This window comes from Maribacter sp. PR1 (assembly GCF_028464145.1).
In the GTDB taxonomy this organism is placed as follows: Bacteria; Bacteroidota; Bacteroidia; order Flavobacteriales; family Flavobacteriaceae; genus Maribacter.
This window is the reverse complement of the sequence record NZ_JAQPCG010000001.1, coordinates 43,438-67,057: the sequence shown is the minus strand read 5'-3', so window position 1 is coordinate 67,057 and position 23,620 is coordinate 43,438. Positions and strand designations below refer to the sequence as shown.

The following is a 23,620-nucleotide window of genomic DNA, read 5'->3' as shown; positions in this document are numbered from 1 at the left end:
TAATAGAACACACATGTACAAAAACATAAAAATAGGAATAGGATTATTGTTGTTTACGGGCGTACAATTCACTTTTGCCCAAGATGATACGGATGACCTGGGAACCGAGACCGTAACGGTGACCAAGGCATACACGCCTACAGTATCCGACGCATTCAAGATTAAATCAATGCCCAATCTTAATGATTCTATTGTACTACAGAAAAAGAAAATCAATTATAGTATTTTTTCCGTTCCTGTGGCTTCTACCTTTACACCGTCAAAGGGTACTGCTTCGCGTGTGGAGCGAATTCCCCCTCCAGAACTTTTTAATTCATATGCCTCTGCTGGAGCCGGTAATTATGGGAATGCTACCGCAGAGTTTTACACTACAAGGGAATTGGATAGGGACGAGACATTGAATCTAGGCTTTAACCATAATTCATCAAGAGGAGATATCGATGGGGTACAACTGGATAACATTTTTACGGACAGTCGTTTAGACGCTGCCTATAAAAAACGCGATAGGGATTTGGATTGGGGAGCGGCAATAGGATTGCAACATCAATTGTATAATTGGTATGGGTTACCGGAAGGTATTTTCGATGAGACCACAGTAAATGGTATTGATGAACGCCAAAATTACTATATGGGCGAAGTAGGTGGACATGTAAATGTGGAAGAATCATTTTTTAAGCGATTGGATTTAAAGTATAGACGATTTTGGGATGCCGTAAAATCTGGGGAGAATAGGGCCTTTCTAAATGCTATTTTTGAAGCACCCTTAAATGAGGAGGCCTTTAAAATTGGGGCTAAAGTTGATTATGTAGGTGGTGATTTTGAAAACGCCAGTGTTAATAGTTCCACCAATGACCAAGGAATCAAATACGGCCATCTTCAGGTAGGTCTAAGCCCAGGTTTGGTAATGCGGAGAGATGATTTTTCATTAAATCTAGGTGTTAATCTCGTTTACGGGATGAATTTAGAGGCCAGTGAGGGTAACTTTTATATTTATCCCGATGTTACCGCATCTTATCGTTTACTGGACGAAACGGTGATTGCCTACGGGGGTGTGGAAGGTGAGCTAAGACAGAATTCCTATTATGATTTTGTGGAAGAAAACACCTTTGTTTCTCCCACCCTTTCAATAGCTCCAACAGATAGTCAATACAATGCCTATATTGGACTTAAAGGACAATTACTGCCTAATTTGAGTTATAATCTCAAGGGGTCCTATACGGCCGAAAATAATACGCCATTGTTCAAATTAAACCCTCAGAACAATTTTAGGGCGGATGAGAAAGGCTATTATTATGGAAACTCTTTTGAGGTTTTTTATGATGATATCAAGACCATTGGGATATTTGGAGAACTCAATGTCGATGTTAATAGAAACTTTACTTTGGGTATTAACGCCGAAGTTTATGATTATAATACAGAAACGGATAATCCGGCCTGGAACCTTCCCAATTTAAAAGGTTCTTTATTCATGGATTACCAAATAGGCGAAAAATGGTTTGCGGGTGCCAATCTTTTCTACGTGGGCGAAAGAGATGATTTTTCTACCGTCGTAGTTCAAAATGTACCTGTTTCAGAATATCCAGCTACCTTAATCAATCTGGATAGCTATTTTGACGCCAATGCCCATTTGGGGTATCGTGTGGACAATCAATTGTCTATCTTTTTAAAAGCAGCGAACATAGCGAACAACAACTATCAACGCTGGGCAAATTATCCGGTCCAAGGGCTTCAAGTTTTAGGTGGGGCTACCTATAAGTTTGATTTTTAGGTAATTTAAATACAAGAATCAGATTTTTATTCTTTAATAAATATTTAACACTTTAAACAAAACCCCACATCCCATTTTCCGTAGGTACGATTGAATTAGTATTAATTAAACCTAAGAGAAAATGAAAAAACAATTCTTAAATAAGTTATTTTATTCCCTGTTTTTTATAGGGGTCATTACGTTTGTTTCATGTAGCGACGATGACAATTTGGAGCCAGATCCTATGCCTACATGTAGTGATGGCATAATGAATGGTGATGAAACTGGAGTAGATTGTGGAGGTTCTTGTGAACCCTGTGATGACGGAATGGTAGTTTTGGGCAGAAGAACTGAACTTTTTGTTACCAACAATATGGATGGTAATATTTCCAAGTATAGTATAACAGGTGATTCACTTGTTACCTTGGTTACTCCTTCGACTGCTGCGGAAGGTATTTATTATGATGCAGCTTCGGATGTTGCGGTACAGGCTTCCCGTTCCGAACTTAAACTAGAAGCGTATTCTGACATTAGTACATTAATATCGGGTACTTCGGTCTCACCTGCATCTATGGGAACTGCCGATTTGGAAAGTCCTAGGGAACTTGCAGTTAATGGTTCTTCATATATAGTGTCCGACAATGGTTCCAATCGGTTCTTTATTTACGAGAACAACGGTAGTGGATTTACACTTTCAAATACGGTAGAGATTCCTTTTTCGGTTTGGGGCATAACCTTCAAGGGTGATGACCTTTATGCGGTAGTTGACAATACAGGAGACTTGGCCGTTTTTTATGATTTTCTTGCAAATGTTACCGATGGTATTTTAAGACCGTCAAAAAGAGTAACGATTGAAGGTATAGTGAGAACCCATGGCCTTACCTATAGCGGTTCTGATGATGTTATGGTTTTAACCGATATAGGAGATGCGGCAAATACTGCCGATGATGGAGGATTTCATGTAATTTCTGATTTCTCTTCAAAGTTTGATTTGCTGTCCGATGGAGAATTATTACCCGTTGAAATGCAAACAAGAGTTGCGGGACCTTCTACTTTAATGGGTAATCCTATCGATGTCGCCTATGATTCAGAGGAGAATGCAGTGTATATTTCTGAAGTTGGTAATGGAAAAGTGCTTGGATTTACTTCAATAGGTACTGGAGGTGATTTAACACCTTCATATGACAAGGATTTGACTGCTGCTTCTTCCATTTATTTTAGTAGTGACGAAACAGATGGTGACACAGGAATTTCCTCGGTTAATGCTATGACCAGATTGTATGCTACAAGTACCGCTAATGGTGATGTTACGGTTTATAATGGTTCTGGAATGTTGATTAAAACGATTTCCACGGAATCTACATCATCAGAAGGAATCTATTATAGTGCCATGAACGATGCCTTAATTCAAGCATCGCGATCAGATACCAAGTTGGAATACTACGGAACTTTTTCAGCAGTTACGGATTTAACATCGATTGTTGCGGACTTTTCCGGTAGTACAGACTTAATGAGTCCTCGGGAAATTGCCGTTTACGGAAATAATGTGGTGGTTTCCGATAATGGAATGAATAGGTTTTATGTATACGAGTATGACGGAACAAGCTTCGCCTTAATTAATACGTTAGAACTAGGTTTCAATGCATGGGGAATTACTTTTATGGGAAATCACCTATTGGCCGTAGTCGACAATACAAGCGATTTGGCCCTATTTGAAAATTTCTTGACAAGCTTTACAGCAAATGGTGCGATAACACCGGATAAGCAAATAACAGTTGAAGGAATAGTTAGAACACATGGAATCGACTATAGCGAAGCAGATGATGTATTGGTAATGACCGATATAGGTGATGCAGCGGATGCCAATACAGATGGTGGATTTCAAGTAACACAGGACTTTAGTTCAAAAATGGAAGTTTTAATGGACGGGGGTACATTGTCCTTGAGTGACCAAACTAGAGTAGCCGGTGCATCTACTTTAATGGGTAATCCTATAGATGTAGCCTATGATCATAAGACTAAAACCATATTCATTGCCGAAATTGGTAATGGTAAAGTATTGGGCTTTAGGGATGCTCTAAATATAACTGGGGATGTTGCTCCAGCAGTAAATAATGATTTAGAAGCAGCAGCTTCGCTGTACTTATACAATAATTAAGTTAGGTTTTTAATTGGTTGTTCTAGCCCTTCTCCATATGGAGAAGGGCTTTTCATATAGCCAAATATTGGCTTTATAATTATTCTCTAATTTAGTGCTATGAATCTTGTCCCACGGATATATAAATCTATTGTAATAGCCAAGGTTTTCTTCTTAGGGGGAATATCATTTGTAAGTGGTCAAAACCTAATTAAAAATCCAAGTTTTGAGCGTTATCTAGCTTGTCCTATAAATCTTGGTAACTTAAAGAATGATCTTGTGGATTGGAATATACCTACATTGGGTTCTACGGATTATTTCCATAGCTGTAGTGAAGCCATGGGTACACCTAAAAATTTTAATGGAGAGCAACCTGCAGATTTTGGGGAAGGTTATGTGGGCCTATATTTGTATGCCCCCGATAATTATAGGGAGTATTTACAGGCAACTCTTACCAAAACATTACGAAAGGGTATCAGCTACGAAGTGTCTTTTTATGTAAGTCTGGCAGAGCGGTCAGATTTTGCCATCAAGGAATTTGGTCTTCTTTTTTCAGAAGATCCATTACAAGTAAAAACGAGAAAAGTACTTTCCAAAATGCATCTTTCCAAAGTACAGGGAGATATTTCCAATTATTTCGAAATTCGTTATTCTGACTTTTATTCGGATAATAAAGAATGGGTAAGGGTAGAAAAGGAATTTGTAGCCAACGGAACCGAGAACTTTTTAATCATTGGTAATTTTAAGGACAATAAACGCACCCACAAATTCAAAACAAAACGTAGGGCAACAAAAGGTTCCTATTATTATCTGGATATGGTTAGTGTAGTTCCCAAGAAAGAAATGGAAGCGCAGTCCCATGTTAATGATGAACTATTAGATACGAATTACACATTGAATGAGACCCTCACATTTAAAAGTGTGCTGTTCAATTTTGATGAATTCACATTATCTACCCAATCCATTAAAGAATTAAATCAGATGGTAACCTATCTTAAATCTAGGCTGGATCTTATAATTTCAATATCTGGACATACGGACAACATTGGCAATAAATCCTATAATCTGGACCTTTCGAGAAAAAGAGCCAAAGCAGTATCTACCTATTTAACCCAGCGCGGTATTGACAAGAAAAGAATTTCCTATGAGGGCTTTGGGAGTACCAAACCTTTGGAAACAAATAATACCTTAACGGGCCGACTAAATAATAGACGGGTGGAATTTACCCTAACAAAAAAACTCTAGTAATCTGAATACTCCGTGGGATAAAGAAGCCAAATATCGGCTTTGCTCACATTGTTCTTATATCGTTCATCGTTCACGAGCTCTTGCCATTTATCTGATTCCCCAAAAGCCTTCCAAAGTGCGTCCCTTTTCTCCATATTTTCATAAGTGGTCATATACATTAAATTGGGCATATGGTCACCAGAGATAACTTCGGCATAGAAAACCGCATTGGCTCCCAAACTATCGAATAATTCAACTTCGCCACCTTCATTGAACATAGACACCTTGTTTATGTACCGTGCTTCCGTAGCGGATTCGTAACTTCTCAATTCATATACGCGATCCGTCCTGGCAGAGGAAACGCTGCTTGGTTGCAATTTGGGCATTTCGGAAAAGGCACGCATTAAGGTGGAGCTTATTCTTTGATAGGGAGGATTGTCATGCTTAGCCATAATATAATCACTACCTGCCGACAAATGTGATTTGTCCACCGCCAAGGAAGCTTCCATTTTAACAAACTGGTCCAAAGAATTAAAAGGAATCAGTACAAAAATTTTATCGGCCATCACAAATTTACCTGGACGTATTTTAAAAACACCAATGTTCTCGATACCCATTCTTTTAAGTGCCGGCAAATAGGCTTTTTCTAAATAGGCATCAACTGCTTTTTCTTGCGCTTCGTTCTTTATGGTATAGGTTTTAAGCTCATAAAATTCTCTCTTTATTTCTTGGGCCAAGCTAGTGCCTGCAAAAAGGATAAGGAATAAAAAGGTGAATACGGGGGTAAATCTTTTGTTTTTCATACAAGTAAAATAGTTCATTAAAAATAATGGGTAAGGTACTAATTTAATAATTCTATCATCTTAAGAAATTAGTTATTCATTTATTTTGCTAATTTGAACATGGCTATTTTTTAGTATGTTTAAGTCCAATAACTTTTGAATATGCGGGGAGCCATTGTTTTTTGTTGTTTTCTATTCTTTTTCGGGAATGGTTTTGCCCAATTGGAGGTGAACATTCTGGATGACAAAGCACTATTTATGGAAGGACGGGATAGTGTATTGGTTTTTCAAACAGAACCAAAGTCCTTAAACGGTTCATATAAACGTGCAAATTATATCCACCCACTTTACTCCCTAGATGGATTTCCTATTACAGAGGATTTTCCCGATGATCATTTACACCATAGGGGTGTTTTTTGGGCCTGGCATCAGTTGTATATTGAGGATAAAAGAATAGGGGATGGTTGGGAGATAAGGGATTTTGAATGGGAGGTTGTGAATATCGCCAAAGAGGTTGGAAAAAATGATTTACCCAAGTTAAAATCCATTGTGTATTGGAAGTCTCCTTTGGTTCTAGACAAAAATAGTAAGATGATGCCTTTGGTAAAGGAAACCAACTGGATAACGGTATATCCCAAGATTGATAATTATAGAATTATTGATATTAAAATTAAGCTTCTTGGTTTATTCGAGGATATGAGGATAGGGGGCTCCGAAGACGAAAAAGGGTATGGTGGCTTTTCCTCACGTATCCGTCTTTCTGAAGATATCAAATTCGAAGATTCTAAAGGAATAGTCATTCCTGAAAATACACCTGTTCAAGGAAAGGATTGGATTAACATCCTAAGTCGGACCAAAGAATCGAATTCGAGGTACGGTTTAGTTATTATTCAATCCGAAAAAAACCCATATTTTCCAAACCCTTGGATTCTTAGAGAAAAAAATAGCATGCAGAATGCCATATACCCACATCCAGGGGCAAGGCCGGTGTCATTATCCAATACAGAACCCACGATATTACAATATCGATTAGTTATTCATAATGGGGATTTGGAAAATTCAATCATTTCAAAATTACAGCATCAATTTTTTGGTCAAACCCAATAGGATAAAAGGGTGAGAAGAGCGAAGGATAATGTATTTTTACGATTAGCATTTGTCTATGTCTAAAATTTCCAAATTCCATCTAATCGACCCGGCCAAATCTCCCATCTTTTACGGTTATATTATTTTAATAATCGGGACAATAGGAATTTATTGTAGTATTCCCGGTCAGACCATTGGGGTTTCTGTTTTTACAGATCCGGTGAAAGATGCCTTGGGGCTTTCCCGGAATCAGTTCAGTAATGCTTACATGATAGGTACTATCATAAGTTCATTGGTTATAGGTAAGGCGGGAATTTGGTTCGACAAGTATGGTGCAAGGTATGTGGCTTTTTTCGCAGCCTTAGGTCTTGGTTTTACCTTGTTCTTATGTTCTTGGTCCGCTAAAATGAGCGATTTTATAAAGGAAGTATTATCAATGGATACCTGGATGATACCTTTTCTATTAATGACCGTTTTGTTTTTTATGTTGCGTTTTGCCGGACAGGGAGTTCTTACTATGGCTTCCAGAAATGTAATCATGATTTGGTTCGATAAGAATAGGGGTAAGGTTAACTCTGTAAGCAGTGTGGCTCTTTCATTTGGATTTTCCTCTTCTCCCTTGTGGATAAATGCCTTGATCGAAGATTACGGGTGGGCACACTCTTGGCAGATTTTGGGATATGGATTGCTCGTTTTTAGTTTCTTCGTTTTTTTTCTTTATAAAATATCACCCGAATCCCACGGACTTCTTCCGGATGGCGCTAAATCTATTTCATCAACGGAGGAAACCAAAAAAGTGATGCCTAAACAGTTTACGCTTACAGAAGCCAAGGAAACAAGAGCGTTTTGGATGTACGGGCTGACCCTTGCATTTAATAGTTTTTTCATTACAGGCCTTACGTTCCATGTAGTATCGATTTTTGCGAATGAAGGCTTTTCCAAGGAAGTGGCGATTTCTATCTTTCTACCGGGGTCGGTTGTCGCGGTAACGGTTTCTACGATATTTAATTTTCTGAGCGATTATTTATCGTTAAAACTTTATCTGTATCTAATGTTATTCGGTGGGTTTTTGGCTTCGTTAGGATTTTTGTTTTTGTCCACTTCTGCCGGAGTACCTATGCTGGTTGCCGGATTTGGTATTTTAGGTGGTTTCTTTGCGGTGCTAAATGCGGTGGCATGGCCAAGATTTTTTGGGCGAAAGCATCTTGGAAGTATTACCGGTAAAATTATGAGTTTCTTAATTTTGGCTAGCGCTTTGGCTCCCAGTATTTTTAGCCTTTGTCTATCCACTTTTGGGTCCTATAGGTTGGTAGGTTATTTAGGATTGGGGTTTTTATTGTTTCTTACCATAGCAGCAACAAAAGCGAATAATCCACAGTAAGGTTTATTAAGGTGATGTTTTCCAAGAAGTTCAATACGATTGCTTGTAAAACAGATTACCTTTACTGAAAATAATAAAATATGGATTTGAATTTGGCCGTTCTTATAGATGGCGACAATATACCTTCCGCATACGTAAAAGAAATGATGGAGGAGATTGCCAAGTATGGCAACCCTACAATTAAAAGGATATATGGTGACTGGACCAACCCGCGACTGGGAAAGTGGAAAAATGTATTACTAGAGAATGCTATAACCCCAATCCAACAATACGGGTACACCCAAGGGAAAAATGCTACGGACTCCGCTATGATAATTGACGCAATGGATATATTATATTCCGGAAAAGTAAACGGTTTCTGTATTGTAAGTAGTGATAGTGATTTTACCCGATTGGCGACCAGACTGCGGGAAGCTGGTATGCAGGTTTTTGGTATAGGGGAACGTAAAACACCAAATCCATTTATTGTGGCGTGTGATAAGTTCATTTATATAGAAATACTAAAAAGTCAGTCCGAGGAGACGAGTAATAATGCTAGCCAGATTAGCAATAAAAATCAGGTTGATAAAATAACTCCAAAAGACCTGAGGTTTATTGCCACGACTATAGACGATTTGGCAGATGATGATGGTTGGGCATTCTTAGGTGACGTAGGTAGTCTTTTACAGAAAAAGCAACCTAATTTTGATTCACGTAACTATGGATTTCAAAAGTTGACCCCACTTATTAATTCTATCCCACATTTTGAGATAGAGCGTAGAGAAGATTCCAAAGGGAGAAATAAGTTAATCTATGTAAGGATTAAGGAAAAAAATCGGAATAAATCAAAGAAATAGGTGTCCGCTACTATTTTTGAAAAGTATACGCCACAATAGAAGGAATAGTTGGCTGATATTAACAAATAGAGGTTTATTTTTTTTGTTAAGCTTGATACTATTGAAACGTTCTCTACGTTTTAACGATAACTTCGGTTCATGAGGAATTATTTGATAATACTTTTTACGGTTCTAAGTTTTATTTCATTTGTCAAGTGTCTTGCATTTGAAAATGATACTTTGAACACCTTCAATTTAGCTGTCAATACCGAAAAAAGTATTTACGGCATATGGAATTGTTCCGTTTCGGGAGCAACTCCTGAATATCAAAAAAGTACGCTTTTTATCAATAAAGGAGAAAATGGTACCCCCACTTTGGTTGTTCAATTAAGTTCGGGCACTATTGTAGGACATGATGTTGAAATAACGGAGACTATGGTAAAGTTCAATCTAAATATTGAAGGAGTTGATAGGGTGACCGTTATTTTGGAGATGATTGATGATACCTTAAAGGGGAACGTAATTACGTCTGAGGGAAATTTAGCCGTAACCTGTACACGAAAAACTCCTCCCCAAACGCCCTAGATTATTTAATAATTCTCCTAGGGGGTACCTAGGTGATTATTTTTATACCTAAGATTTTTGTTTCCGAAAAATATGCATTTTATGTTTGAATCTCCTATCGAATTGTAAGGTTTTAATGGAATACTCCCAATTGGTCGTCATAAATGGAAATGTGTATTCTGTAAGCGATGAATTTTCATAAGCCCAGTAGTATAAAAACAAAAACCCCGGAAATTCCGGGGTTTTATATTTCAAATTCGTTTGTATTAGAAGGTAATCGGAACGGCTACTCTAGTTTTGTCCCAGCCCATAACCATTTTTGTACCATTGTCCATATTGTCAAAGGCAATGGAAAACTCTTCTAGGCTTGAGGCATCGGAACCATTGGGTACTGTTATCCTAGCTACATCTCCACTTTCATCGTAAAAGTAAGATCCCCATTGGTTCAAATTATTATTCAAGATAACGGTCCACTCTTCTTCACCTGGAATGGTAAAGAGTGAGTAGGTTCCAGCTTTTACATCCTTGCCGCCAAAATTCACATCTTTGTAGAACGTGATTTCTGCTGCTTCATTGGCACCGGTCCTCCAAACTTGTCCAATAGGTGCAAGTTCCGCTAGGGAACGATTTTTAAGCTGTGGGCGTCCGTAAATGATTCGTACCACCTTTTCAGATACTTTATAATCCGTTGGATAGGAAGCCATGTCCATTGGACTTTTGTCCAATCCTGAAAACTTTTGTGCGTTCGCTTCGTTCGAAAAGGCTATAACCGCTATGAACAAAGAGAGTGAAAGTAATTTTTTCATAATTAAGTTTGATTTTTAGTAATTCAAAGCTAAGTAGTTCGCTCAGCTTATACTTATAAAAAGTCGTTAAATTTTACCATACTTACAGAATGCTTCATAATTATTATTTTCTAACTTAATTAATTCTATTTCAACATTAATTTGATAATTATAATGATAAAATGTAACTGAATATGTATTTTGTGTTTTATATTATAAACTATAAGCTCATTTTTGTATTAAAATTGTTATAAACATAAGTGTTATGTGTGGAATTGTATGTGCATTTGATGTCAAGGAAAGTACGGAAGTATTACGACCTCAATTGTTGGAAATGTCTAAAAAAGTTAGACATAGAGGACCAGATTGGAGCGGTATATATGCTGATGATAAAGCCATTTTGGCCCACGAGCGTTTGGCTATTGTGGATCCAGCTTCAGGGAAACAACCTCTTTTGAGTGAAGACGGTAAATTAATATTGGCCGCTAATGGCGAAATATATAACCATAGGGAGTTGCGTAAGCAATTCGAAGGAAAATATAATTTTAAGACGGAGTCTGATTGCGAAGTGATTTTGGCTCTTTATAAAGAAAAAGGCCCAGAGTTTATTGATGAAATGAACGGTATTTTTGGTTTTGCCATCTATGATTCCGAAAAGGATGAATACTTTGTGGCTAGGGACCACATGGGTATCATTCCACTATACATGGGGTGGGATCAAAATGGTACGTTTTACGTAGCCTCAGAACTTAAAGCTTTGGAGGGTACCTGTACCAAAATAGAATTATTCCCTCCAGGTCACTATTTGCAAAGTTCTGACGGTGAGTTAAAGCGATGGTACAAGCGAGATTGGATGGAATATGAAGCAGTGAAGGAAAACGAAACCAGCATTCAGGAAATCAAAGAAGCCTTAGAGGCCGCTGTACACCGACAGTTAATGTCAGATGTTCCCTATGGTGTGCTTTTGTCGGGTGGATTGGATTCCTCGGTTACTTCGGCTATTGCGAAAAAATATGCTCAAAAAAGAATAGAGTCTGGTGATACAAAAGATGCTTGGTGGCCACAGTTACACTCTTTTTCTGTGGGGCTTGAGGGTTCCCCGGATTTGGCAGCTGCACAAAAGGTTGCAGATCACATTGGAACGGTACACCACGAAATCAAGTTCACCATCCAGGAAGGTCTTGATGCCATCAAAGACGTCATTTATAACCTTGAAACTTACGATATAACAACAATACGTGCCTCAACGCCCATGTATTTAATGGCTAGGGTTATTAAATCAATGGGTATAAAAATGGTATTGTCCGGTGAAGGTGCAGATGAGCTTTTTGGAGGTTACCTATACTTCCACAAAGCTCCGAGCCCAAAGGATTTTCATGAGGAGACCGTTCGTAAATTGGATAAGTTGCATATGTATGATTGCTTAAGGGCAAATAAATCCTTGGCTTCTTGGGGAATAGAAGGCCGTGTTCCGTTTTTGGATAAAGAGTTTATGGATGTTGCAATGCGCATAAACCCAAAGGATAAGATGATCAATGGCGAGCGAATGGAAAAGTGGGTTGTTCGCAAGGCTTTTGAGGACATGTTGCCAGAGAGTGTAGCTTGGAGGCAAAAGGAACAATTTTCTGATGGTGTTGGTTATAGCTGGATAGATACCTTAAAGGAATTGGTCGCTTCCGAGGTTACGGACGAACAATTGGCAAATGCGAAGTTTAGGTTCCCATTACAAACCCCGACCTCTAAGGAAGAATTCTACTATCGTTCTATTTTCGAAGAACATTTTCCGTCGGATGCCGCGGCATTATGTGTACCACAGGAACCATCGGTAGCCTGTAGTACCAAAATAGCCTTAGAATGGGATGAAGCGTTCAAAAATATGAACGACCCATCTGGACGTGCAGTTTCCAAAGTACATACCGATGCCTATGTGAAATAAACCGTATCGAAGGTAATTCTGTTTATCTGTTCCAAAAGAACAGGGCAGTTTTTATTTTTTAATTAGTCCTTGAGAGGTGCCATTAATCGGCACCTCTTTTGTTGTATATATTTCAGTTTTAGGCTATAAAAAACGACGATCAATAATTTTAACTTCCTCCTTTCGAAAGAGGTGTAATTTTCCACAATTTTTGTTGATAACTTGATTGCTTCGAATACGTATAAAGTGCTTATTTCATGGGGTTTTCAGTATATTTGTAAGATTGCAAATTTTGAAGTAAAAACAACTTTTAACTAATGAGCGAAGAAGCAAATAAAAAGCAATATTCAGCGGATAGTATACAGGCCTTAGAGGGTATGGAGCACGTACGTATGCGTCCATCCATGTATATTGGGGATGTAGGTGTCCGTGGATTGCATCACTTGGTTTATGAGGTGGTGGACAACTCTATCGATGAGGCCATGGGAGGCCACTGTGATTCTATCAGTGTAGTCATAAATGAAGATAATTCCATTACCACAAAGGACAACGGTAGGGGTATTCCGGTAGACTTACACAAAAAAGAGGGTGTTTCTGCCCTTCAGGTCGTAATGACTAAAATTGGTGCCGGAGGTAAGTTCGATAAAGATTCCTATAAGGTATCCGGTGGACTTCATGGTGTAGGTGTTTCCTGTGTAAATGCACTTTCCAGCCATTTAAGGGCTACCGTTCATAGAGATGGTAAAATTTGGGAGCAGGAGTATGAAAGAGGAAAAGCCCTCTACCCTGTAAAAAGCATTGGAGAAACCAATGAACGGGGAACCGTTGTAACTTTTAGACCGGATGAAACTATATTCACACAAACCATTGAGTTTAGTTATGAGACCCTCTCTAACAGAATGCGTGAGCTCTCTTTTCTCAACAAAGGTGTTACCATTACAATTACGGACAAAAGGCAAAAAGATGATAAGGGTGAATTTGTTTCCGAAACATTTTTCTCCAATGAAGGGCTTAAGGAGTTCGTTAAGTTTTTAGATGGTAACAGGGAACCCCTGATACAAAACGTAATTTCAATGGAAGGGGAAAAGAATGACATTCCCGTGGAAGTTGCCATGGTATATAATACTAGCTATACCGAAAACTTACATTCTTATGTAAACAATATCAACACCCACGAAGGAGGTACACATTTATCGGGCTTTAGACGAGGGCTGACTACTACTTTGAAGAAGTATGCGGATTCCTCTGGAATGTTGGAAAAATTGAAGTTTGAAATCCAGGGTGATGATTTTAGGGAAGGTTTAACAGCAATTGTTTCCGTTAAGGTAGCTGAACCCCAATTTGAAGGTCAGACAAAAACCAAGCTTGGTAACCGTGAGGTTTCCTCAGCTGTAAGTCAGGCCGTATCTGAAATGCTGACCAATTATTTGGAAGAACATCCAGACGATGCCAAGATTATAGTACAAAAGGTAATCCTTGCAGCTCAGGCAAGGCATGCTGCGACTAAGGCACGTGAAATGGTTCAGCGAAAAACTGTAATGAGCATTGGAGGCCTACCAGGGAAGCTATCGGATTGTTCCGAACAAGATCCAACACAATGTGAAGTATTTCTTGTGGAGGGTGACTCTGCAGGTGGAACGGCAAAACAAGGCCGTGACAGAAATTTCCAGGCCATTCTTCCGTTGAGAGGTAAAATTTTGAACGTTGAAAAAGCCATGCAGCACAAGGTTTTTGAGAACGAGGAAATCAAAAATATCTACACTGCCCTTGGGGTAACTATTGGTACAGAGGAAGACAGCAAGGCCTTGAACTTGGAAAAATTACGCTACCATAAAGTGGTTATCATGTGTGATGCCGATGTGGACGGTAGTCACATTGAAACCCTTATCTTAACTTTCTTCTTCCGTTATATGAGGGAATTGATAGAGGGGGGGCATGTCTATATTGCAACACCACCTCTTTACTTGGTTAAAAAAGGTCAGAAAAAGCGATACGCCTGGTCCGATAAGGAAAGGGATGAGATTGCCGATAGCTATAGCGGTGGTGTAAGCATTCAACGTTATAAAGGTCTTGGGGAAATGAATGCGGAACAGCTTTGGGATACTACTATGAATCCGGATTTCAGAACATTGCGCCAAATTACAATAGAAAATGCTACGGAAACGGATAGGGTTTTCTCCATGTTGATGGGTGATGAGGTTCCCCCTCGACGGGAGTTTATCGAGAAAAATGCTGTTTATGCGAACATTGACACATAGAAATAGCTACTTACACAACAAAAACCTGCGTCCAAAACGCAGGTTTTTTAGTTTTAGGAAAAATTTAAAAAATGAAGAATTTACTTACATGTTTGTTTTTGTGTAGTTTTTCTGCAGTGGTAGCGCAGGATTTTAATGAATTGTTTGCGGCTGGTGTAGAAGACGCCGAAAAATTTACAGGCGATTATTTAGAGCCGCTTTCTGAAAGTACTATTTATAACTTTTCTACAGGGTGGTACAATTCTGCAGATGCTAAGCCTCTTGGGGGGTTCGAAATTTCTATTATAGGAAATTTGACAGGCTTTAAAAATAAGGCTGATAAAAAGGTTTTTGTTTTAGACCCTAATGACTATCAGAATTTGGATTTTGTGGATAACCCGGGTGTGGCGAGGGAAGTTTCAACGGCCTTAGGTAATATTAGCGGGGTAGAAGTCTTTGTAGAGACCCAAATTGCCGGTACAACGGTTCGAGAAACATTTGAACTTCCTTCTGGACTTTCAGGGGAAGGATTGGATTTTATACCCTCGGGTTACCTTCAAGGAAGTGTGGGGCTTATTAAGGGTACGGAAATAAAGGCAAGGTTTTTACCTAAGATGAATTTTGAAGGTGCTTCGGTCGGCTTAATCGGTTTCGGTTTGCAGCACGATTTTACAAAGCTTTTACCCGCTGATAAAATTTTACCAGTTGCAATATCTGCGGTAATTGGATATACCAAGGTGAATGGTGATTATGATTTATCTGAAATTAATTTGGTAGAAGGGGAAGACCAGAGAATCGAGGCCAATATCAATACATGGGCTTTTAATGCTGTAGTTTCCACAAAACTCCCGATCATTAACTTTTACGGTGGACTGGGATATGTAACTGGAAAATCTGTAACGGATATACTTGGAGAATATAGGGTTACAAGAGGACCTTTTGCTTCAGAAACCTATGTAGATCCGTTCTCGATCACTAAAAAGGTGAATGGTGTTACGGGTAATTTGGGGGCTAAATTAAAGTTGGGCTTCTTTAGGCTTAATGCTGACTATACCCTCGGGGATTTTAATACTTTTACTTTTGGTGTTAACTTTGGTTTTAGGTAATAGAAGATAATTTCTAAATATAACAAATGCCCGGCTATAGCCGGGCATTTGTTATAAAACGAAGAGCCTGCCCAGATTTCTCCGAACAGGCTCTTTCCCATGGCCCTGTGAAAGCCTTCTATTCCCTGATGGCTAGATAATCACCATCGATTTTTTCCAAAATTGTGCCTTCTGCGGTTTTAACGATTTTAAACCTGTCAGTTGGTACGTTTTCGAGACCCCTATATTCTATAGTATACACGTCATCTTCCTTAGACCATTTAAAATCTGTTTGTAGGGTAATGTTATTTCCGTTGATTTCATGATATCGACCTAAGTAAACATCATTAAAAATCCATTCTTTACGGAGGGTGCTTTTGGAAGAAACGCTAATAATTTCAGCCTCAGACTGAAACCATATACCAACAATGGGGTCATTGTTCTGTTCTACTCGAGAACAGTTCGCTGAAAAAATAATGGCACAAACAGCCATGAGGGAAAGGAACTTTTTCATTAATAAGTAGGTTTTTCGGATTTGGGATCCGTAGTTTATAACGGACCTTATTTTATGTTATTACTAAAAATCGATGTACGGTCACATTTTTTTAATTTCTTCGTTGAACGGTACTTTTTTTTAACGGAAACTGCAGTTTATCGATTTTTTTTCAGACATTTTTTTCACTTTTTATTCCCTATTGACATTCCCATTTTTTGTTAATAATTGAGTATTTTTGGAACGCTGAACACATATAAATAGAGCCCTTGGTTTTATTATAAATAATTTAATTCACTAAAAAATAAAAACATGAAAGTTACAGTAGTTGGTGCTGGAGCAGTAGGAGCCAGTTGTGCAGAATACATAGCCATAAAGGATTTTGCCTCGGAAGTGGTCATTTTGGATATTAAGGAAGGATATGCCGAAGGTAAAGCAATGGATTTAATGCAAACAGCCTCCCTAAATGGTTTTGATACTAAAATTACCGGAAGCACAAGTGATTACTCTAAAACGGCGAATAGTCATATCGCGGTTATAACTTCGGGTATTCCAAGAAAACCGGGAATGACCAGGGAAGAGTTGATTGGGATAAATGCAGGTATTGTAAAAACGGTTTCCAGTAGTTTAATCCAACATTCACCGGATGTAACAATTATTGTGGTAAGTAACCCTATGGATACAATGACATATTTGGTCCATAAAACCACTGATTTACCCAAAAATAAGATTATCGGTATGGGAGGGGCCTTGGACAGTGCCCGTTTTAAATATAGGTTAGCGGAAGCTATGCAGGCGCCTATTTCTGATGTAGATGGAATGGTAATTGGTGGCCATAGCGATACGGGAATGGTTCCTTTAACTTCCCACGCGACCAGAAATAGTATTAGGGTATCGGAATTTTTATCTGAAGATAGACTACAGCAAGTGGCTGAGGATACCAAAGTTGGTGGGGCAACTTTAACGAAATTATTGGGCACTAGTGCGTGGTATGCACCGGGTGCCGCGGTTTCTGCTTTGGTTCAGGCCATTGCATGTGACCAAAAGAAAATGTTCCCATGCTCAACCTTTTTAGAAGGTGAATATGGCTTAAACGATATTTGTATAGGTGTTCCAGTAATATTGGGAAAAAATGGTATTGAGCAGATTGTTGATATTCCTTTAAGTGAAGCGGAAAAGGACAAAATGCAAGAAAGTGCGGCCGGTGTTTCCAAAACCAATGGATTACTAGAGTTGTAGTTTATATATCATTTAGTATAATATAAAAACCTTTACAGTAGAACTGTAAAGGTTTTCTCCCTATAACTATATAGATTTCAGAAATATATATAGTTAAGAATATACTACCTAGAATAATCTTTCTTTTTATATTTGCCGCATGAATGCAAAATGGTGCGTAAGTACTATAATTATTATCCTAGCCTTATTGGGGCTAAGTCAAGAGCAAACAAAAGCGTCTAATCAGCAAATTGTATTGCAATTTAAAGATATAGAATTAGCTTCTGAGAGTGCTCATGATGATGTTTTGGCTGCAATTACCAAAAAACTTCAAGTATTAGGTATTGATGCAATTGAAATTATAGAAAATGATGGAAGTCAACTAAAGATTCGTTACTACAGTGATGTAGATGCGCTTACCGTAGAGGAATTTCTTTCCCAGAAAAACCAACTTTCATTAGCGTATGAAAATGAACTACCTTCTGATTTTCCCAAAGAACAACTTCCTGATACCTATAATATAGTAGTATTAGATCTTCATCAGCAAACGGACAATGGACTTAATTTAAATGGGAATCTTGTTTTAACCCAAAAGCAGGATTATAATAGATTATTTTACCCAGTAACCTTACAGTTTAATAATGCACTAGGTGTTGAGCAAGGTGCAATTGTAGAGGTAGCCTATAAAATAAACAGAGTTATTGCCATTGCAATAGAAAATACTTCACATCCCATACCTGAAGTCAGGGCTGGACCTTATGTTTAAAGAAATACTTATTTCCAATTAAAAACACCTAGCAACATAATTTGCTCTGGATTTTCGAATTACACAAAATCTTTTTCAACATAAATTAAATAAACCATTAAAATGCAAAATAAAGGACTTATAAAGCTTTTTGCTTTATTATTTGGGTTAGTTAGTATCTATCAGCTTTCCTACACTTTCGTCACCAACAAGGTCGAAAAAGAGGCGGAGGTATTCGCCGCAAGTCAAATTTCGGAGGCGGAAGATGACTACATTTCAAAAAGGGAAGCACTGGAAGCCAGTTACTTGGATTCCATAGGAAACAATACCATTTTAGGCTATACCAATTACAATGAGGCCAAAAAGAAGGAATTAAACAAGGGGCTAGACCTTAAAGGCGGAATCAATGTTACCCTCCAGATTTCTGTGAAGGATATTTTGAAAGGCTTAGCGAACAATACCAAAAATCCGGTTTTCAATAAGGCATTGGCTGATGCGGATGCAGCTTCAAAAAATAGTGATGATACCTATATTGAATTGTTTTTCGAAGCATTTGATAATATCAAAGGAGAAACAAAATTGGCTTCACCTGATATTTTTGCCAATAAGGGACTAAGTGATGAAATAAACTTTCAGATGTCCGATGATGAGGTAAAACCTATCATTAGAAGAAAGATAGATGAATCGGTCGTTTCGGCTTTTGAAGTACTTCGCGAGCGTATCGATGGTTTTGGGGTTACCCAGCCCAATATTCAACGGGAGGGAAATTCCGGTCGTATTTTGGTAGAGTTGCCTGGTGCCAGGGATATCAATCGGGCGCAGGATTTATTATCAAGTACGGCACAGTTGGAATTTTGGGAAACGTACAAACAGAGCAATACCTCTTTTAGTACTTTTCTTATTCAGGCGAACGAGAAGCTAAAGGAAATTGTAGAAGTAGATGCACCAGAACCAGTGAAGGAGGAATCGGAGTTGGATTCCCTTTTATCGGATGTTGCATCAGATTCATTGGATTTGGCTACACAGGTCAATCCATTATATGAGCTATTGATACCAGCGAATCCTGGATCCCATGCCATGTTTAGGGCGGCAATTAAAGATACTGCGACCATAGGTTCTTATTTGAGAATGCCAGAGATCAGAAGGTTGTTACCTGCTGACATCCAATTCGTGAAATTTGTTTGGGAAAGACCGTCCACAGAGGAAACAGAGGTAATCGATCTCTATGCCCTAAAATCCAATAGGGAAGGAATCCCAAGAATTAGCGGTGATGTTGTAAGTGATGCAAGAGCCGATTTTGACCAGTTCAGCAAGCCGGCAGTTTCCATGACCATGAACACCAAGGGTGCAAAAGAGTGGGAGGCGTTGACAGGTGATGCTTATAATAATCAGACCGGTATTGCTATTGTATTGGACAATAAAGTTTATACAGCTCCAGGGGTTTCTAGTGGACCTATTTCTGGGGGCCGTTCTGAAATAACAGGTAACTTTACGGTAAATGAGACCAAGGATATTTCCAATGTTTTAAGAGCTGGTAAACTACCGGCCTCTGCTGAAATAATCCAATCGGAAATTGTTGGTCCTTCTTTGGGTCAAGAGGCCATAGATAGTGGATTTATTTCATTCTTGATAGCCATGGCAATCGTATTGCTTTGGATGATTGCTTATTATGGTAAAGCGGGTGCTTTTGCCGATATAGCCTTGCTATTGAACATTCTTTTGATATTCGGAGTTTTGACCAGTTTGGGAGCCGTGTTAACATTGCCCGGTATTGCTGGTATAGTGCTAACGATTGGTATGTCAGTGGATGCAAATGTGCTTATATTTGAAAGGATTAAGGAGGAATTGGCCAAAGGGAAAGGAAAGAGTTTGGCTGTTTCTGATGGTTTTGGTAATGCATTGTCTTCTATTTTAGATGCAAACATCACGACGGGGTTAACGGCTATAATCTTATTTGTATTTGGTTCTGGTCCAATAAAGGGATTTGCAACAACTTTATTGATAGGTATTCTAACTTCTTTGTTTACCGCTATTTTTATCACAAGATTGTTGATCGATTGGTATATCAGTGGTAGGAATAGAAGTTTAGATTTCACAACGAGTATTACTAAAGGATTATTCAAAAATCTTTCTATCGATTTCTTGGTCAAGAGAAAGATTTCCTATGTACTATCAGGTATTTTGGTGTTGGTAGGTTTAGCATCGCTATTCTTTGGTCCAGGATTACAGCAAGGTGTGGATTTCATAGGTGGCCGTTCCTATACGGTTCGTTTTGAGCAAGCAGTCAATCCTTCTGAGATTGCATCGGAATTAAATACCGTATTTGGAAGTGGTACTAATGTAAAGACCTATGGTGAAGCAAATCAAATAAAGATAACAACACCTTATAAGGTTGATGTTGAAGGAATTGAAGTGGATACGGAAATACAGGATAAGCTCTATACTTCCTTACAGAAATATCTTCCTGATGGAACTTCCAAGACTGATTTTAATGTGGGTAGTGAAGGAAAGACTATCGGAATCATGCAATCGGTTAAGGTAGGACCAACCATTGCTGATGATATTAAGAACAATGCTTTCTTGGCAATTTTAGGTTCCTTGGCCGTGGTATTCCTATATATACTCTTGCGTTTCCGTAGATGGCAATTCTCTTTAGGAGCGGTTGTAGCGGTTTTCCATGATGTATTGATAGTACTTGGTGTATTTTCCCTTTTAGGTAAAGTAATGCCGTTTAATATGGAAATTGACCAGGCTTTCATTGCAGCCATTTTGACGGTAATAGGTTACTCCTTGAACGATACTGTGGTTGTTTTTGACCGTATTCGTGAAATCATTGCCGAAAAGGGATGGAAAGGGGGTGAAAATATAAATGCGGCCATTAATAGTACTTTAGGAAGAACGTTGAATACCTCATTAACCACATTGGTGGTATTACTTACTATCTTCATCTTTGGAGGCGAGTCTCTTAGAGGGTTCATGTTTGCAATGATTATTGGTGTAGTAATAGGTACTTATTCATCCGTATTTATTGCAACTCCTATAATGTTCGATGCCTTAAGTAAAAAAATTACAAAAGCTATAAAGCAATAATTAGAACAAACTAAATCAAAGATAAAAAGTCGCTATTTTAAATAGCGACTTTTTTATTTTTTGGAAATCAATACACTATCTTACCAACTGAACCTTTTTCGGTTTTTGTTAGTTCCAGTGTTTTCTCCGGATTTAAACCGGCTTCTTTTCTGTGACTTACAAAAATGATAGAGGTGTTTGTTTCATGAGCAAATTTGTTGACGAGATTGACCAATGTTTTGGCCGAATTATCGTCCATTCCACTTGTGGGCTCATCTAAAATAAGCAAGGGGGGATGTTTTACCATAGCTCTTACGGTCATTACCAAGCGTTGTTCACCTAAGGATACATCTTTAAAAAGGGAATTTCTGCTTTCCCAGAGATTTAGCAATTCCAACCAACTCTTAATAATTCTTTTATGTATTTCCGTTGGTTTTACATAGAGCCCAATGGAGTCTAAAAGTCCGGAGATTAACATATTTTCTATAGAGTGTCTTCCTGCAAACTTATCGGTCATTGAAGGGGAGAAGTATCCAATTTTTTGTTTTATTTCCCATACACTTTCGCCCGAACCTTTTTTGTTACCGAACAGATAGATTTCCTGACCAAATGCTTTGGCACTATCTCCTGTAATCATAGAAATTATCGTGGTTTTTCCAGAACCATTACTTCCGATCAGTTGCCAAAATTCTCCTTTTTTCACTTGCCAATCAATACCTTGTAGAACATGTTTCCTGCCATAGGAAACAGTAACGTTTTTGAATGCAATTAAGGTTGGTTCATCAACTTCTGTTTTGTCAATGGGAGGAGGTATAATACCCTCTAATCTTGGTATATTTTCTTTAAACTTTAAATCTTTTTTATCCAGTATTTTAAGCTTATTCTCCTTTAAAATGGCAAATTTTTTTATGAACGGTAGTATATCCGATTTTCTACTTGCCAATTGGATAAACAGAATTTTGTTTGATTGATTGGTAAGTAATTTTTTAAGCTCATCTTGAAAATGGGCATCTAAATTGTCAAACGGGTTATCCAGTATAATATAGTCCGGAGATTCTTTTAGAATGTTCGACCACAATGCTTTCTTCTGTTCACCGCTGGACATGGTTTTGAGAGCCTGTTCCTTTGATGAAATAATTTTTGTGCCATGTTGCTCCTCTTCTTCGATAAACTTTTTTAAGGCTAGTGGGGAGAATAGGTACCCTTTACTTCCCTTTAAATTTAAGAATTCAGGCAAACGGTTCTTCTGAAGATTGGATACGAAATCGGCCTTTTTAGATTTATTGTCCGTAAAAATTCCCCAGTGTTCCATTTGCTATTGGTCTATTCTAAAGATATCCACAGAATTTTCTTTATATATAGTGGTTTTTTCTAGTCGCATACCATTCTTAAGCGCAACTTTTTTAGAAGGCTCATTGTCCACATGGATAATAGAAATTAAAAATGATGCCCAATTATTTTTAAAGGCGGTATTCTTGCACTTGATGGCAGCTTCACTAGCATAGCCTTCTCCCCAAAACTCCGGTAGAATGGAATACCCGATTTCCCATACTTCTTCACTATCAACATGTTGTAATAACAAACCACAGATACCTATTAGTTTCTTGGTAGTTTTGTGAATCAATGCGTTCATACCGCCCAACCCTTTTTCATATCGCTCAAATACACGTTTAAATTGCTCGGTACAAGCTATTATAGGGTCTTTTGGAATTCCGGACCAGTATTGTGAGGATCTAGGGTCTTGATGAAACGGTAACCATGCATTGAAATCCATAGGGGTCAGCCTTCTAAAAAGAAGTCTTTCTGTTTCTTCCCCCTCCATTAAATAATCCATGATTTCAGTCTCGGTCAAATTTGACTTTATCGCCTACTGATATTTTCCACGTTTCAGAAAGCCCTGAATTAACCTCAAGAACGTATTTAACAGGTACTTTTGAAGACAACCCATTTTCATTTAATGGCTCTGCATTTTTTGCTATATGGGCTACTTTTAAGTTTTCATCTATAAAAATAATATCGATAGAAAATTCCGTGTTTTTCATATAAAACGAATGCATAGCAACATCAGGAAAGATGAATAGCATTCCCTGGTTGGTTTCCATACCCTTTCGGTACATTAACCCCGTTTGGGTTTCATAATCAGATTCCGCTATTTCAATATCCAAGGAAGTAATCAGGGAATCGGTATCCTGTTTATAAATTTCTAGATCACCCTCTTTGGTGAATGTAACAGGCGTGGTCTTAATTACTTTTTTTGATTCATCCTTGCAGGAAGAAAGCACTATGGATGAAAGTATAGCTATACCAACAAGGCACTGAGACAATTTCATAGTT

Annotated in this window: 19 protein-coding genes; 13 read left to right on the top strand and 6 right to left on the bottom strand. The window is 38.2% G+C overall.

Going from position 1 to position 23,620, the window contains the following annotated elements:
* Nucleotides 1–13: 13 nt before the first annotated feature.
* The 3 genes from PP182_RS00310 (at nucleotide 14) to PP182_RS00300 (ending at nucleotide 5,129) form a co-directional block, all read left to right on the top strand.
* Complete coding sequence (locus PP182_RS00310; protein WP_272649334.1) at nucleotides 14–1,768, top strand: TonB-dependent receptor; 1,755 nt, start codon at nucleotides 14–16, stop codon at nucleotides 1,766–1,768.
* Between the two features lie 121 nt (nucleotides 1,769–1,889).
* Complete coding sequence (locus PP182_RS00305) at nucleotides 1,890–3,905, top strand: hypothetical protein (RefSeq protein WP_272649333.1); 2,016 nt, start codon at nucleotides 1,890–1,892, stop codon at nucleotides 3,903–3,905.
* A gap of 99 nt (nucleotides 3,906–4,004) precedes the next feature.
* On the top strand, nucleotides 4,005–5,129 hold the full coding sequence (locus tag PP182_RS00300; protein WP_272649332.1) for an OmpA family protein: 1,125 nt from the start codon (nucleotides 4,005–4,007) through the stop codon (nucleotides 5,127–5,129).
* On the opposite strand, the gene PP182_RS00295 is transcribed toward PP182_RS00300, so the two are convergent.
* A complete protein-coding gene (locus PP182_RS00295; protein WP_272649331.1) occupies nucleotides 5,126–5,914 on the bottom strand; it encodes an NIPSNAP family protein in 789 nt (262 codons plus the stop codon). The genes PP182_RS00300 and PP182_RS00295 overlap by 4 nt on opposite strands.
* 141 nt (nucleotides 5,915–6,055) lie before the next feature.
* Here PP182_RS00295 and PP182_RS00290 point away from each other — a divergent pair, with 141 nt between their 5' ends.
* From PP182_RS00290 to PP182_RS00275, 4 genes are all read left to right on the top strand, one after another.
* The gene (locus tag PP182_RS00290) at nucleotides 6,056–7,000 is read left to right on the top strand and encodes a DUF6807 family protein (RefSeq protein ID WP_272649330.1); all 945 of its coding nucleotides are present in this window, start codon (nucleotides 6,056–6,058) and stop codon (nucleotides 6,998–7,000) included.
* 55 nt (nucleotides 7,001–7,055) lie between these two features.
* Nucleotides 7,056–8,360 (top strand): MFS transporter, encoded by a 1,305-nt coding sequence (locus tag PP182_RS00285; protein ID WP_272649329.1) that lies wholly within the window; start codon nucleotides 7,056–7,058, stop codon nucleotides 8,358–8,360.
* Between the two features lie 80 nt (nucleotides 8,361–8,440).
* Nucleotides 8,441–9,196 carry an NYN domain-containing protein gene (locus PP182_RS00280; protein ID WP_272649328.1) on the top strand — a complete coding sequence of 252 codons (756 nt, stop codon included), beginning with the start codon at nucleotides 8,441–8,443 and terminating at the stop codon, nucleotides 9,194–9,196.
* A gap of 138 nt (nucleotides 9,197–9,334) precedes the next feature.
* Nucleotides 9,335–9,760 carry a hypothetical protein gene (locus tag PP182_RS00275; protein WP_272649327.1) on the top strand — a complete coding sequence of 142 codons (426 nt, stop codon included), beginning with the start codon at nucleotides 9,335–9,337 and terminating at the stop codon, nucleotides 9,758–9,760.
* Nucleotides 9,761–10,005: 245 nt separating this feature from the next.
* Here PP182_RS00275 and PP182_RS00270 read toward each other — a convergent pair whose 3' ends face one another.
* On the bottom strand, nucleotides 10,006–10,545 hold the full coding sequence (locus PP182_RS00270; RefSeq protein ID WP_272649326.1) for a DUF2911 domain-containing protein: 540 nt from the start codon (nucleotides 10,543–10,545) through the stop codon (nucleotides 10,006–10,008).
* A gap of 244 nt (nucleotides 10,546–10,789) precedes the next feature.
* Between PP182_RS00270 and asnB the strand changes: the two genes are divergently transcribed.
* From asnB to PP182_RS00255, 3 genes are all read left to right on the top strand, one after another.
* Nucleotides 10,790–12,460, top strand: coding sequence for an asparagine synthase B (gene asnB / locus PP182_RS00265; protein ID WP_272649325.1), 1,671 nt, complete (start codon nucleotides 10,790–10,792; stop codon nucleotides 12,458–12,460).
* A gap of 296 nt (nucleotides 12,461–12,756) precedes the next feature.
* On the top strand, nucleotides 12,757–14,697 hold the full coding sequence (gene gyrB, locus PP182_RS00260) for a DNA topoisomerase (ATP-hydrolyzing) subunit B (RefSeq protein ID WP_272649324.1): 1,941 nt from the start codon (nucleotides 12,757–12,759) through the stop codon (nucleotides 14,695–14,697).
* 71 nt (nucleotides 14,698–14,768) lie between these two features.
* Nucleotides 14,769–15,782, top strand: coding sequence for a DUF6588 family protein (locus tag PP182_RS00255; protein WP_272649323.1), 1,014 nt, complete (start codon nucleotides 14,769–14,771; stop codon nucleotides 15,780–15,782).
* Nucleotides 15,783–15,900: 118 nt separating this feature from the next.
* On the opposite strand, the gene PP182_RS00250 is transcribed toward PP182_RS00255, so the two are convergent.
* Nucleotides 15,901–16,275, bottom strand: coding sequence for a hypothetical protein (locus PP182_RS00250; protein ID WP_272649322.1), 375 nt, complete (start codon nucleotides 16,273–16,275; stop codon nucleotides 15,901–15,903).
* 291 nt (nucleotides 16,276–16,566) lie between these two features.
* Between PP182_RS00250 and PP182_RS00245 the strand changes: the two genes are divergently transcribed.
* From PP182_RS00245 to secDF, 3 genes are all read left to right on the top strand, one after another.
* The gene (locus PP182_RS00245; RefSeq protein ID WP_272649321.1) at nucleotides 16,567–17,493 is read left to right on the top strand and encodes a malate dehydrogenase; all 927 of its coding nucleotides are present in this window, start codon (nucleotides 16,567–16,569) and stop codon (nucleotides 17,491–17,493) included.
* Between the two features lie 139 nt (nucleotides 17,494–17,632).
* Entirely contained in the window at nucleotides 17,633–18,238 is a 606-nt protein-coding gene (locus PP182_RS00240; protein WP_272649320.1) for a hypothetical protein, read from the top strand.
* Nucleotides 18,239–18,340: 102 nt separating this feature from the next.
* Nucleotides 18,341–21,307, top strand: a complete 2,967-nt coding sequence (gene secDF / locus PP182_RS00235) for a protein translocase subunit SecDF (RefSeq protein WP_272649319.1) — start codon at nucleotides 18,341–18,343, stop codon at nucleotides 21,305–21,307.
* A gap of 67 nt (nucleotides 21,308–21,374) precedes the next feature.
* On the opposite strand, the gene PP182_RS00230 is transcribed toward secDF, so the two are convergent.
* From PP182_RS00230 to PP182_RS00220, 3 genes are read right to left on the bottom strand one after another with little or no spacing between them, the layout of a single operon-like run.
* The gene (locus PP182_RS00230) at nucleotides 21,375–22,598 is read right to left on the bottom strand and encodes an ATP-binding cassette domain-containing protein (RefSeq protein WP_272649318.1); all 1,224 of its coding nucleotides are present in this window, start codon (nucleotides 22,596–22,598) and stop codon (nucleotides 21,375–21,377) included.
* A gap of 3 nt (nucleotides 22,599–22,601) precedes the next feature.
* The gene (locus PP182_RS00225) at nucleotides 22,602–23,138 is read right to left on the bottom strand and encodes a GNAT family N-acetyltransferase (protein ID WP_330097969.1); all 537 of its coding nucleotides are present in this window, start codon (nucleotides 23,136–23,138) and stop codon (nucleotides 22,602–22,604) included.
* On the bottom strand, nucleotides 23,125–23,616 hold the full coding sequence (locus PP182_RS00220) for a DUF192 domain-containing protein (protein ID WP_272649317.1): 492 nt from the start codon (nucleotides 23,614–23,616) through the stop codon (nucleotides 23,125–23,127). The genes PP182_RS00225 and PP182_RS00220 overlap by 14 nt, the downstream gene beginning before the upstream one ends.
* Nucleotides 23,617–23,620 lie beyond the last annotated feature (4 nt).